The organism is Sulfitobacter sp. M85 (assembly GCF_029285915.1).
GTDB classification, from domain to species: domain Bacteria; phylum Pseudomonadota; class Alphaproteobacteria; order Rhodobacterales; family Rhodobacteraceae; genus Sulfitobacter; species Sulfitobacter faviae.
This window is the reverse complement of sequence record NZ_JABECQ010000011.1, coordinates 56,307-68,757: the sequence shown is the minus strand read 5'-3', so window position 1 is coordinate 68,757 and position 12,451 is coordinate 56,307. Positions and strand designations below refer to the sequence as shown.

The 12,451-nt window shown below is 58.2% G+C and carries 10 protein-coding genes and 1 pseudogene; 2 read left to right on the top strand and 9 right to left on the bottom strand.

Features of this window, described 5'->3' with window-relative positions:
- Nucleotides 1–675: 675 nt before the first annotated feature.
- On the bottom strand, nucleotides 676–1,377 hold the full coding sequence (locus HKX24_RS16510) for an IS6 family transposase (RefSeq protein WP_065331824.1): 702 nt from the start codon (nucleotides 1,375–1,377) through the stop codon (nucleotides 676–678).
- A gap of 350 nt (nucleotides 1,378–1,727) precedes the next feature.
- Between HKX24_RS16510 and HKX24_RS16505 the strand changes: the two genes are divergently transcribed.
- A complete protein-coding gene (locus HKX24_RS16505) occupies nucleotides 1,728–3,821 on the top strand; it encodes a protein-disulfide reductase DsbD domain-containing protein (RefSeq protein WP_271694191.1) in 2,094 nt (697 codons plus the stop codon).
- 2 nt (nucleotides 3,822–3,823) lie between these two features.
- Here HKX24_RS16505 and HKX24_RS16500 read toward each other — a convergent pair.
- From HKX24_RS16500 to HKX24_RS16485, 4 genes and pseudogenes are all read right to left on the bottom strand, one after another.
- A pseudogene (locus tag HKX24_RS16500) lies at nucleotides 3,824–4,592 on the bottom strand (MauE/DoxX family redox-associated membrane protein).
- Nucleotides 4,593–4,612: 20 nt separating this feature from the next.
- Nucleotides 4,613–5,563, bottom strand: coding sequence for a DUF305 domain-containing protein (locus HKX24_RS16495; protein WP_050686576.1), 951 nt, complete (start codon nucleotides 5,561–5,563; stop codon nucleotides 4,613–4,615).
- Nucleotides 5,564–5,682: 119 nt separating this feature from the next.
- Entirely contained in the window at nucleotides 5,683–6,072 is a 390-nt protein-coding gene (gene cueR, locus HKX24_RS16490; RefSeq protein WP_271694193.1) for a Cu(I)-responsive transcriptional regulator, read from the bottom strand.
- Nucleotides 6,073–6,081: 9 nt separating this feature from the next.
- Complete coding sequence (locus tag HKX24_RS16485) at nucleotides 6,082–8,592, bottom strand: heavy metal translocating P-type ATPase (RefSeq protein ID WP_043847201.1); 2,511 nt, start codon at nucleotides 8,590–8,592, stop codon at nucleotides 6,082–6,084.
- 134 nt (nucleotides 8,593–8,726) lie between these two features.
- On the opposite strand from HKX24_RS16485, the gene HKX24_RS16480 reads away from it, so the two are divergent.
- Nucleotides 8,727–8,933: a heavy-metal-associated domain-containing protein gene (locus tag HKX24_RS16480; protein WP_081285560.1), complete on the top strand. Its 207-nt coding sequence runs from the start codon at nucleotides 8,727–8,729 to the stop codon at nucleotides 8,931–8,933.
- Nucleotides 8,934–8,941: 8 nt separating this feature from the next.
- Here HKX24_RS16480 and HKX24_RS16475 read toward each other — a convergent pair whose 3' ends face one another.
- The 4 genes from HKX24_RS16475 to HKX24_RS16460 are packed head-to-tail and all read right to left on the bottom strand — an operon-like array spanning nucleotide 8,942 to nucleotide 12,447.
- Nucleotides 8,942–9,661 (bottom strand): DsbA family protein, encoded by a 720-nt coding sequence (locus HKX24_RS16475; protein WP_043847202.1) that lies wholly within the window; start codon nucleotides 9,659–9,661, stop codon nucleotides 8,942–8,944.
- The gene (locus HKX24_RS16470) at nucleotides 9,661–10,155 is read right to left on the bottom strand and encodes a cytochrome c (protein WP_005619169.1); all 495 of its coding nucleotides are present in this window, start codon (nucleotides 10,153–10,155) and stop codon (nucleotides 9,661–9,663) included. Before HKX24_RS16470 ends, HKX24_RS16475 begins: the two co-directional genes overlap by 1 nt.
- Entirely contained in the window at nucleotides 10,152–11,540 is a 1,389-nt protein-coding gene (locus HKX24_RS16465) for a multicopper oxidase family protein (protein WP_050686572.1), read from the bottom strand. Before HKX24_RS16465 ends, HKX24_RS16470 begins: the two co-directional genes overlap by 4 nt.
- A gap of 16 nt (nucleotides 11,541–11,556) precedes the next feature.
- Complete coding sequence (locus HKX24_RS16460) at nucleotides 11,557–12,447, bottom strand: cytochrome c (protein ID WP_009824485.1); 891 nt, start codon at nucleotides 12,445–12,447, stop codon at nucleotides 11,557–11,559.
- Nucleotides 12,448–12,451 lie beyond the last annotated feature (4 nt).

The window sequence follows — 12,451 nt, the reverse complement described above, 5'->3', positions numbered from 1 at the left end:
CAAATCCAGCTCTGTATGTGCCATGTCTGTTCTCCTTGCTTTTTCAGCAAGATACCGGAAGTGTCGCAACCCAGTTTAGAATGTGCCCAACACTAAGTATAAATACGCATAATGAAGTTTATGTTAAAATGCCTGATCAAAACATCTGCACACAATTTGCTCAGCCGCATCTTCTAAACAGCAGAAGCGTAGAGAAAATCGGTCCGATCCTCCATTTTCGAATAGACGCGGCGATCATCCGTAATTCCAACGGATCGCGAGGTTTCGCGATTACCCCAAAGAGATTTTGCAGATCCAGTCGAGAATTTTATCCAGCACCGAGATGCGCGAAAATATTGCCTTTGGTCATGGGCATTTCGTCTCTTTCAGGTTCATCCGGTCCGCGCGCACATACCGGAAATCACAATACCTGCCGCCAGAGACGAGCGTTTGAGAGCGTTCCAGTTGCCCTCCCCACATCTCCGCCAGCGGATAGTCCAGATTACAGGCATCCCTTGGCAAAAGTCACGGGCGTCCTCCGGCGAGAGCAGCTTGTGATGCAGCTCCTGGTAGGGACACCGCGTCACCAGGAAAACCCCTCCACGATCGCTGTCGATCCAACGCTTGCAATAGGACTTCAGGCCGGGTGTTGTCACGTTAACTCGCCGAATTTGCAAGTGGCAAGCTGTTCGTTGATCAAGCGGCCTGTGCCGCGGATTTCCACGCCTCGAATGCTTCGAGCCGATGGTAGCGGATGGTGAGCGCAGAGCGGCGGCGGGCTGGGACAGAGAAACTATTGCGGGTTGCAGACTTCATAGATACGAAGCGTTGTAATCCACCCGGCGATCGGAAGCCTTGCATCACCCGCTCTCGTTTTCGGAAGGGCAAGTGGCTGTTTTCTGCGCGGTTATTGAGTCCCTTGTGTGACCAATGATCAAGGCCAGGCGCGACCTCGCGCTTTGCGGCACCATAGGAGCGCAGCTTGTCCGTAATGATCCTTTTTGGCACGAAGCCCCAACGTTTCATCAGCTTGACCAAAAGCCGCTTTGCGGCGCGCTTGTCTCGTCTCGATTGGAGAATTTCCTCAAGAACAAAGCCGTGTTGGTCGACCGCGCGCCAGAGCCAGTATGACCGACCCGCGATCTTCACAACGACTTCGTCCAGATGCCAGACATCGCCGGGGCGCGGCTGCCGTCGCTGTAGAACGTGGGCGATCAGGGGGCCGAACTTGACGCTCCAGCGCCGGATTGTCTCATACGAAACGTCGACGCCACGTTCCAGCATCAGCTCTTCGACCTCGCGCAGGCTCAAGTTGAACCGGACGTAAAGCCAGACAATATGAGCGATGATCTGAGGCGGAAACCGGTGGCGTTTGTAGCTGATCTTTTGTGTCTGCATCGACACCGCCTACGCCCAGATCAATGAACCAGCAACCTCAGGACCGTTAATGTGACAACACCTCTTCTTCCTTCTCTCAATTGCTAAGCGTTCAACTAAGTCATCCGCATTTGGTTTCAATTTCCAGCGCTGGAAGGTTGGAGGCCGCGGTTGCGATTGAAATGTTCAATGAAGAAAAAAGCTTCTATTGGCCTTCCTGCTACGAACGCGGACTTCGTCGCGTTATTCTCGCAGCGGGATGGCTTCACAAACGACATTGTATCCGTTTGTAAAGTTGACCAACCGGGAGATGCAGCCATAGAGGTGCTTCGGATTTCGATCTCGGGACAAGGGTGGAAGCGAGCCAAAAGATGATGCGAACCACGTTGCGCCTATTCTTCCTTCTCATGGCTTGCCTTTGGGCCTCCATGGGCTTTGCTGCATCGAGCGATACCTACGAGAATTCAACAATCACGGCCCGGCTCATCTCCGTTGAAAATGGGGTCGCGGAAACCTCCAGAACCCTTTCCCTTGGCCTGGATGTCGAGCTGGCCGAGGGCTGGAAAGCCTATTGGCGTTCGCCCGGCGAGGTGGGTCTGCCGCCTGAAATTTCATGGGATGGATCGGAAAATCTGGTGAGCGCACAGATGCTCTGGCCCGCGCCTGAGCGCTTCACGGCATTCGGCATCGAGAATTTTGGCTACAAGACCCGTGTCGTCCTGCCCATTCAGGCAGTTCTCGAAACTGCGGGCCAGTCCGCAACATTGCAGGCGCGTGTTTCATTGCTGGCGTGCTCGACTGTCTGTGTGCCGCATGATTTCGATCTCGCACTGACAATTCCGGCGGGCACCGGGATTGACGCGAAGGCGGCGGGCCTGATTTCGGAGTATGCCCAGCGGGTGCCGCTTGGTCCCGAAGAGAGCGACATCATTGTCGAAACGGCGGTGATCGCGGATGATGCGCTTTATGTGACGGCGCGCAGTGCGAATGCCTTTGTGAAGCCGGATATCTTTCCGGAACTGGGGCCGGAATTCACCTTTGGCAAACCGGACATTCGAACCGATGATGCGGGAACAGCCCTTTGGGCCAAGCTGCCTCTTCTCGCGCAAGGGGAGGATCCGCCGCCCCTGCAACTGACTTTGACCGATGGATCACGCGCGGTGACAGCGCAGCCCGCTTGGTCAGACCGCATCCCGGGTGCACCATTCGAGGTTATGGCGAACCTGCCGGATCTGACGCAAATCCTGGCGATTGCGGCCTTTGCCTTTCTTGGCGGTCTGATCCTGAATGTCATGCCCTGTGTTCTGCCTGTCCTGTCCATCAAGCTGACATCGGTTCTCAATCATGGAAACAAGCCAGCGCACGAGGTCCGGAATGGGTTCCTGATGTCGGCGCTTGGCGTTCTGGTGTTCATGTGGGCCCTCGCCGCAATCATTCTGGTTCTGCAATCCGTCGGCGTCACCGTTGGGTGGGGCCTGCAATTCCAAAGCCCTGTTTTCCTGACCGTCATGTTTCTGGTGCTTGCCGTGTTCTCTGCCAATCTGTTCGGGGTGTTCGAAGTTTCATTGCCCTCCGGGTTGCAGTCACGGCTGGCCAGATCAAGCGGTCGCGACGGGTATGGCGGAGATTTTGCAACAGGCGCCTTCGCGGCGGTGCTGGCCACGCCCTGCTCGGCCCCGTTTTTGGGGACAGCGGTTGCCTTTGCCCTGTCCGGGCGCCCGATTGATGTCATTCTCGTTTTCACGGCTCTGGGGCTTGGGCTCTCCCTGCCCTATCTGGTTCTGGCGGGGAAGCCTGGTCTGGTCCGGTTGTTGCCCAGGCCGGGACGTTGGATGGTTGTCGTCAAATGGGTGCTTGCCGGTCTTCTGGCCGGGACCGCGATCTGGCTGCTCTGGGTACTGATAGGGGTGGCGGGTGGCCGGGTGGCCATGACCGTGCTGCTTATGACGAGCCTTTTCATTCTTCTCGCAACAATACGTTTGCCGGGCAGATTGACGCGCCCGACAGCGCTGGTGGTGGTTGCTGTTCTCAGCCTTCTGGTGCCGACGGCGCTGACAATCCCGCCGCAGACGAGAGCGGTGGGCCAGGACTGGGTCGCGTTCGATCGCTCCGAGATACCGAAACTGGTGTCGCAGGGAAAAACCGTCTTTGTCGACGTGACCGCAGACTGGTGCCTGACGTGCAAGGCCAACAAGACGCTGGTGCTGGACCGTGCGCCCGTGGTCGACCAACTGCGGGGTGATAATGTCGTTGCGATGCGGGCAGACTGGACTAGGTCCAGCACTGACATTTCCCGGTATCTGGAAAGCCACAACAGGTTTGGCATCCCGTTCAACATCGTCTACGGGCCAAACGCGCCAGACGGGATCATCCTGTCCGAGGTTCTGACGTCCGAAGCCGTTCTCGACGCGCTGAGCAGGGCTGCACTTGGCGACCCTGTGACCGCTTTGAAAACGGATGGTTAGGCCTAAAAGAGGCCCATCGCACGCGCCGACATCCAGACGCCCATGAATATCATCATCAGGTTTTCGGTCAGGGACACGAAACCCAGCGGCACGTTTGAACCGCCGCCCACGCAGGCGCACTTGATCTCGCGCTTATCGATGTAGACGGCCTTGAAAACTGAAGCCGCTCCGACCGTACCGATGAACAGTGCAACAGGCGCGCTGATCCAGACCAAGGCACCGGCGACCATGAGAATACCGGCAAGTGCTTCGCCGAAGGGATAGACATAGCCATAGCGCACCCATTTCTGGGCAAGCAGATCGTAGTTCAGAAACATCGTGGAAAACGTCTCGACGTCCTGCAGTTTTTGAACAGCAAGAAAGCTCATCGAGATCGCGATGAACCACTCGAATGCCCGCAGCGTCAGGATCGAACCGTAAAACGCCCAACTGAGACCAAGCGCCATAAGGAATGCGACCGCGAATATCGCAATGACGGGTTGATAAGTCGTCTCGTCGTCATCCTTTACGTCCTGGCCGAAAAATTCCCTCAGCGCGTCATAGCCACCAATTCTTTCATTGCCGATAAAGGTCTGCGGAGTCGTTTCGACACCGTGTTCTTCCATGAAAGCATCCGTTTCCTCGCGGGTGTTCAGAGGCCGGTCCTCAATCGAATACCCCTCCCGCTCAAGCAGGTCCTTCGATTTTCAGCCCATAGGGACAAACATGCTCCTCCATCACCATTCGGTACAAAACCGCCGTCTTCGGGGTGGATTTTGCCTCTCTCGTCATGACGCGTTCCTTTAAATCCTTTAACCGTTGCAGGTCCAATACCCGGTAAATCCGACAGTCAGAGGCGTCTCTCCCGTCAATTCAAACAGCAGGGTGGCGTCTTCACCGTCCGCGTCACCCGGCGCCAGCGTGAATTGGCCACCATCGGCAGACAGGACGCCACCGGACGTCACTGTGTCTTGCGACGTGAAGTTGACCAGCGATCCGGATATCTTGGCGACGCCGTTCCCCGCCCCGTCCGTGACCAGAATGGGATCGGCGTTCACGGCGCGAATGAAACGGCATTGTCCGTCGGACCCCAGTGCGCGTGTTATTTCTTCGGCTTTGAGCGGTGCAGGACGGATTCCGGCAATCACCGGGGTTGCAATCGCTTCTTGAAGCCCCTCCATTTCAGCCGGACCGTCCGCTTCACCAAGTGGCCATTCAGGACCGGCTTCGCCATTTGCCTCAATGTCATCTATGAGGAAACGCATTTCGGAAATTTCGCGGTTTTGCGCCGTCACAATTTCCGAAGCCAGCGCCTCGACCCTTGGATCTGTCAGCTCGGCCCGTTCGCTTGTCATGATCGCAATGGAGTGGTGCGGAATCATCGCGCTCATCCAGCTTTCGTCCTGAATGGTCTCCTGGCTTCTCACGAGCCAGAGCGCGCCGGCGAACATCACGACAGACCCGAGAATGATCGCGGCGTTGACGCCCTTGTTCTTGTACATGTTCAACATGAAAAGGAGCATCACGGTCGCCATCGTCGCGCCCATGATGAACGTCATGTAAAATCGGGTTTCGCTCCAGTAGACATGTTCGAAGGAGTACGAGTTGATGTACATCAGGCCGAACATGATCGCAGTCGATGTGCCGACCATCGCCAGAAACCGGCCATAGGATGAACCTGAATGGCCTCCCGAATGTGCTGCACCTTCACTTGAACGGGTATCGGACCCGCCACGAGATTTCCCGATCGCATCTTCAGACATCTGATCTCTCCATCATGGATTCTATTTGTGGAGGAACAACATTCCAGCGCTGGAGGGTTTCAAGACGATATATCGAAACGGCATGAAACCCCATAAATGTCTGGCCCAGGCATCGTGCGTTACGGGTCTTTGGCCAGATCTTTCAGGATTGGACAATCGGGGCGGTGATCGCCCTGGCAGGCGTCAACGAGGTGAGCCAGGGTCTCTCGCATCGACTTGAGCTGGGCGATTTTTTCGTCAACGGCGGCCAGATGCTCTTGAGCGACAGCCTTGACCTGTGCACTTTCCCGCGTCTCATCTTCATAGAGATCAAGCAGCGTGCGGCAGTCTTCGATCGAGAACCCGAACGTCCTGGTGCGACCGAGAAATGCGAGCTTGTGGATGTCGCTGTCGCGAAAGGCGCGATAGCCGTTGTCGCTGCGCAAAGGCCGGACAAGGCCGATGTCTTCGTAGTAGCGGATTGTCTTCGCTGGCAAACCCGCGCGTTCTGATACTTCTCCGATGTTCACACCTGTCTCCTATTCTGCGGGCTGCGTTGCGAATTTCGTCTCCGCGTCGTGGGGCGGATCCTGTTCCGACATCGTCGCCTTGATCCGTCGCAGCCGCAGCGCGTTGGTCAGAACCGACACGGAGGACAGCGCCATGGCCCCGGCGGCAAACACCGGCGACAGGAGCAATCCAAAGGCCGGGTAAAGCGCGCCCGCCGCCACAGGGATCAGCGCGACGTTATAGCCAAAGGCCCAGATAAGGTTCTGCCGTATGTTGCGCATGGTCTTGCGCGACACGTCGATGGCATTCACCACGCCGCGCAGGTCGCCCGACATCAACACCACGTCGGCGCTTTCGATTGCGACATCCGTGCCGGTTCCGATGGCGATGCCGACATCGGCATGGGCCAGCGCTGGCGCGTCGTTGATGCCGTCTCCGACAAAGGCGATCTTGCTGTTCCCTTGCCGCAATTCGTCCAGGGCGGCGACTTTTCCATCCGGCAACACCCCTGCAATGACATGGTCGATCCCGACCTCGCGGGCGATGGCATCTGCCGTGGCCTTCTTGTCTCCGGTGATCATCGCGACCTTGATCCCTCGATCATGCAGAGCTGCGATCACTTCGGCGCTGGAGGATTTGACCGGGTCTGCCACGGCAATCACGGCCGCCAGGGATCCGTCCACCGCAGCATAAAGCGCGGTGCGTCCCTTTTCGGCCAAGGCCCTTTCGCGGTCTTCCAGCGGGCTGGTGTCAATGCCCTGCTGCACCATGAAGCGATCCGCACCGACATGAACCTTGCGGCCCTGGACAAGCGCCTCGACACCGTAGCCGGTCACGGACCGGAATTCCGTCGCATCGGGCCAGGACAGGCCTTCGCTCTTTGCGGACTGCACAATGGCCTCTGCCACCGGGTGCTCAGACTGCGCCTCGACAGATGCGATGAGGGCGAGTGTCTCTGCCCGGTCAAAGCCGTCGGCCGTGATGAGGTCTGTCAAACTGGGTTGCCCTTGCGTGACCGTCCCGGTCTTGTCCAATGCGACAACGCCAACTTCATCCAGATGTTGCAGCGCATCTCCCTTGCGGAAGAACACCCCCATCTCAGCCGCGCGTCCTGTCCCCACCATGATCGAGGTGGGCGTGGCCAACCCCATGGCGCAGGGGCACGCAATGATCAGAACGGAGACACCCGCCACAAGCGCAAAGGTCAGAGCCGGATCGGGACCGACCAGCAGCCAGACAACCACAGTCGCAAGCGCCAGAACCAGAACGGCAGGCACGAACCACATGGTCACGCGATCCACTAGGCCTTGGATCGGCAGCTTGGCCCCCTGAGCATCTTCGACCATGCGGATAATCTGCGCCAGCGTGGTATCCGCCCCGACTCGCGTCGCCGTTATGGTCAGGCTCCCGGTGCCGTTCACCGTGCCGCCGGTCACCGGTTCGCCAGCAGCCTTTGGCACGGCGAGGGGTTCACCGGTGATCATGCTTTCATCGACGTTGCTTGATCCTTCTGTGACCTCGCCATCGACAGGCAGCCTTTCACCGGGACGCACGAGGATCTGATCGCCGATCCGCAGTTCCTTGATGTCAACCTCGGTCGCCTGCCCGTCACGCAGGACCCTGGCTGTCTTTGCCTGCAGACCAAGAAGGGCCTGAATGGCTGCACCGGTCTTGCCCTTGGCCCGCGCTTCAAGCCAGCGACCCAACAAGATCAGAACGACAATAACCGCCGCTGCTTCGAAATAGACGGCGCGCACACCGTCAGGCAGCACCTGAGGCAGGAAGGTCGCGACTACGGAATAAGTCCACGCCGCCCCGGTTCCCAGTGCGACAAGGCTGTTCATATCCGGGGCACGCTTGATCAACGCCGGAATGCCCTTCGCAAAGAACCCCCAACCCGGTCCGAAAAGAACCACCGTGGCAAGCGCGAATTGGATCAGCCATGACGTTTGAATGCCGATTGTGCTCTCAATCAGGCCCTCAAAGCCGGGTATGGTATGTTTTCCCATTTCCAGAACGAACACCGGCACGGTCAGGATCGCGGCAAGGATGACACGGCGCGCCAGCGCGTCGGCTTCTTCTGCCTTGCGGTCCGATCGGTCCTCGTGCGCATCGCTCTGCGCAATCTCGGCCGGGTACCCCGCCTCCGTACTGATCCGGGCAATCTTTTCCGGGGTGATGGCATCTGGCAGATACTCTACCACAGCCGTTTCGGTTGCCAGATTGACCGCCGCATTCAATACGCCGGGTGTCCGTACAAGCGCCTTTTCAACCCGACCGACACAGGACGCGCAGGACATGGCGTCTACGTTCAATGTTACGCGCCCCGTCCGTGCCGGGTATCCGGCGTTCGAGAGGGCCGTGACCGCCACGCCCGTGGTGGCCGGATTATCCATCTGAAATTGAGCCGTTTCGTTCACAAGGTTGACACTGACGTTCGAAAGGCCCGGAACCTCGTTCAAAGCCTTCTCAACCCTGCCCACACAAGACGCACAGTTCATGCCGGAAACGGATAGACGTATCGTATTGGGGTCGGTCATGAGGGCCTCCTCGGTTGAACTTACCCTGATATAGGGCTTCCAGTTGCTGGAAGCTCAAGAGAGTATCTAATTTTTTTTGATATTTGCTTGACCTTCCTCCCGATGGAACGACCAAGTCTGAGGTTGTACCAAAAATGGAGGCCTTCATGATTTTTTCCGTCCCGAAAATGAGCTGTGGACACTGCACATCCGCTATAGAAAGCGGCATCAAGGCAAAGGATCCATCAGCCGTTGTCACGGCCGATCTGGACCTTCGCCTTGTCACTGTCCAAAGCACATTGGAACAGGCGACCGTGCGGCAAGCCATCGCTGACGCTGGCTACGACGCTTCAGCCGCGTAGGATTGTCCTTATTCGGCGGCCCGTGCCTGATCGACAAGCTCGATCATCTGGTCCGCCTGGATCAGGCCCGGCGCAAGACTGTCGCCGATCACAAATGAAGGTGTGCCACTGAACCCCAGAGATTGCGCAAGCCGCATGGAAGTCTGTATGTGTTCTTCGATTTCCGGTCCGTTCATGTCGCGACGCAACTGTGCAACATCGAGGCCGATGTCTTCCGCAGTGCGGAGAATCGATGCTTCCTCTGCGCGTTCCTTCAGTTGCATCATGGCCCAATGAAACTCTTCATATTTGCCCTGGTTTCGGGACGCCAGCGCCGCGCGGGCGGCAAAAACCGACCCGTCCCCCAGAATGGGCCATTCCCGGTAAACGACCCTGACGTTGGGATCAGCAGCGAGCAGGGCCTCCATTTCAGGTTTAACCCGGCGGCAATAGGGGCAGTTGTAGTCGAAGAATTCGACAACCGTGATATCGCCATCCGGATTGCCCAGAACGGGCGCATTGGGATCATTTTCAAGCGTGGCTTTTTCCGTATCGAAAACCTGCGCTGCGGCTTGCGCCTGCAACGCCTGCTGTTGCTGTTCGAACAACTGCGCGGCCTCGAACACGATGCCCGGATTCTCGCGGATGGCTTCCAGCACCAGTTCCTTGATCCGGTCTTCGTCCATGCCGTCTGCAATCGCAGCGATCGGAAGCATTAACAGTGCGGTGGTAGCCAAGAATCTTTTCATTATCCGTCTCCTTGTGAGGCAATATCCTGGGCCGTGCGCTCGGCTTGCGTGGCGCGTTCACGCTCCGGCCATGTTGACTTGATGTATGCGAGGATGTCCCAGATTTCCCCGTCGCTCAGTTGGTCGCCGAAACCGGGCATGCCGCTGTTGAAGTCAACGCCTTGCGCCGCGAGAACCTCGGCGCCCCCCAGCTTGGTGTAGGCGAACAGCATGCTGTCCGCGTGGTGCCAAGTGTGGCCGCTTGCATCATGCGGCGGTGCGGGCAGGCTTCCGTCATCACGCGGACTGCGCCAGTTTTCTTCACCTTCCAGATTTGCGCCATGGCACGCGGCGCAATTTTCGGCATAGAGGACTTCGCCCGCGGCCACATCGGCTGAGGAGTTGATGAGGTTTTCCGCCGTATGGTCGGTTCCGCCGGACCGGGTCCACAGGAATATGGTAGCCACCGCAACGGTAACTACGCCCAACGCAAGATAGACGGATCGCGGGGTCATCCAACGACGATCTTGGTCATCATGCCCGAAGCCGCATGCGACAGCATGTGGCAATGTAGCAGCCATTGGCCCGGGTTGTCCGCCACAAAGGCAATCTCGCGCGTCTGACCCCGTTCAAGAAGGGTCGTGTCACGCAGCGGTCCGAGGGTGCCGTTTTCGGCGACCTCGTGGAAGTGAATGCCATGCAGGTGCATCGCGTGCGGAAACGCCGTGTCGTTCACGATCTTCAATCGTACATTCTGGCCGCGGTCCAGCCGCGCAAGGGGATCACCGTTGATCCCGTCCACTTTGCCGTTGAACGACCAGAAATACCCGGCCTCGACGATCTCGCCGATCGGCTTGAGTTCGCCCCCAAGGGAAGCGGACCTCATCCGCCCCATGGCACCGCCTTCCATACTCAGGCTGAGCATCGTGGCTTCACTCAAGTCGACCATCCTGTGGTCGTTCGGCGGCAAGGCCAAAGGCGCGTCTCGACGATTTTTCGAGCCCCACTCAACGACCTCGAATGTAACCTGGCTGAAGGCCTCTTCCCGGCCGAACTGAAGAATATGAGCCGTTTCACCAACATCCGCGACCACATCGACGATCAGGTCGATCCGTTGAGCCGGAGCGAGGATCATCGGCTCCGTCACCTTAATGGGTGCAGCCAGGGGCATGCCGTCCAAAGCAACCGCCCAACCGTCAAGGCCTTCCAGCCCCAGTTGGAAATTGCGCGCATTGGCAGCATTGATCAGCCGCAAGCGCAGTCTTTCGTTCTTGCGTGCACTCAGGCCCAGATTGAAGGTTCCATTGGTCGTCAGCAGGTTGCCGATGCGCCCTGCGTGGCTGAGATCATGAGGCGCTCCGAAGTCGTCTTTGATCTGCGCGGTTTCGGGGTCAATAAGCCAATCATCCAGGATCAGGACTTCCTCGCGATCAATGTCGAGAGGCTCGGCCTCTTCCACGATCAGTGCACCGTAAAGCCCTCTGCCCACCTGCTCAAACGACCTATTATGGGCATGGTACCAATAGGTCCCGGCATCCGGGACAGTAAAGTCATAGTCGAATGTTTCCTCCGGCTGGACCACATCCTGTGTCAGGCCGGAAACGCCATCCATCGCATTGTCGATGCGGATGCCGTGCCAATGCGTCGACGTTCCCTGAGAAAACCGGTTGACCAATCTGCGCTGGACACGCCCCCCCTGCGCCACGCGAATCTCCGGACCGGGTGAGCCGCCGTCAAAGCACCAAAGCGATGTCTTGCCATAGTTGCCGGGCAGCAGCTGCACGTCGCTTTGCTGGGCTGTCAGGGTCGCGAATGGCGTGCCCGCAAATCCAGTGCTGGCCGACAGACCACTGAACGCAGCAGATGTTGCCAGAAATTGGCGGCGATTGAGCGTGATCATTCGTGGGTTCCCAAGATTATGATTTGTTGTCCAGCAGGTAGGTGGCCATCGCATTCAGGTCTGCGTCGCTCAGAAAGCCCGTGCCATAGCGCACGACTTCGGCCATTGATCCACCAAATACGTCGCCAGACGGCGTTATGCCAGATCGCAATGCATAAGCCATATCGTCTGTTGTCCAGCCTTCGGACACAAGATCGCGCGTCCGGATCGAAGGTGCTTTGCCACCTCCCGGCAAGGCGTCGTTGCCGGAAAACCTCTTCGATACTATGCGTGCGCCTGCAAAGTTCCGCGTTGTGTGGCAGGCAGCACAATGTGCCGCCCCGTTGACCAGCAGCTTGCCCCTGTTCCAAGCATCGCTTCGGTCCGCCTCTGGTGCGGTGTCAGGCTTTGTCAGAAAAGCCGCCCGCCAAAGTTTCATCCCCCATCGCTGATCGAACGGAAAAGGCACCTCATGGGACGGGGTCGGCACATTCACGGCTGGCACGGTCTGGAACGCGGCCCACAGATCGGCAATGTCCTGATCCGTGTAATTTGCATAAAACGGGTAGGTGAAGGTGGGATAATAGGGGTCTCCGTCCGGGGAAATTCCCTGCCTTACCGCTTTTGCAAACTCTTCTACTGTCCAGCCGCCAATCCCGAATTCGACATCGGTGGTCAGATTTGGCGGATAGAATGTCCCGAAATCGGTCCGGAGTGGCGCTCCTCCTGCCAATGGCGCCCCGCCAGCTTCAAAGTTGGTGTGGCACGCAATGCATCCACTGGCGCGCGCCAGATACGACCCCCGCTGGGCATCGCCTTGCAGGGTCAGGTCCGAGACTGGCGCACCGATCGGCCAGGCTATCGTTGCCGCGACAACGCCGATGCCGCCGACGACCCCCGCACCGATGATCCAACGCCACCACCGCATCTGA

Excerpts from the sequence above, each read along its gene's own strand:
- HKX24_RS16510 (WP_065331824.1), bottom strand. The coding sequence starts at position 1,377 with ATGCAGACACAAAAGATCAGCTACAAACGCCACCGGTTTCCGCCTCAG.
- HKX24_RS16505 (WP_271694191.1), top strand. The coding sequence starts at position 1,728 with ATGATGCGAACCACGTTGCGCCTATTCTTCCTTCTCATGGCTTGCCTT.
- HKX24_RS16495 (WP_050686576.1), bottom strand. The coding sequence starts at position 5,563 with ATGTCTGAAGATGCGATCGGGAAATCTCGTGGCGGGTCCGATACCCGT.
- HKX24_RS16485 (WP_043847201.1), bottom strand. The coding sequence starts at position 8,592 with ATGACCGACCCCAATACGATACGTCTATCCGTTTCCGGCATGAACTGT.
- HKX24_RS16480 (WP_081285560.1), top strand. The coding sequence starts at position 8,727 with ATGGAGGCCTTCATGATTTTTTCCGTCCCGAAAATGAGCTGTGGACAC.
- HKX24_RS16475 (WP_043847202.1), bottom strand. The coding sequence starts at position 9,661 with ATGAAAAGATTCTTGGCTACCACCGCACTGTTAATGCTTCCGATCGCT.
- HKX24_RS16470 (WP_005619169.1), bottom strand. The coding sequence starts at position 10,155 with ATGACCCCGCGATCCGTCTATCTTGCGTTGGGCGTAGTTACCGTTGCG.
- HKX24_RS16465 (WP_050686572.1), bottom strand. The coding sequence starts at position 11,540 with ATGATCACGCTCAATCGCCGCCAATTTCTGGCAACATCTGCTGCGTTC.
- HKX24_RS16460 (WP_009824485.1), bottom strand. The coding sequence starts at position 12,447 with ATGCGGTGGTGGCGTTGGATCATCGGTGCGGGGGTCGTCGGCGGCATC.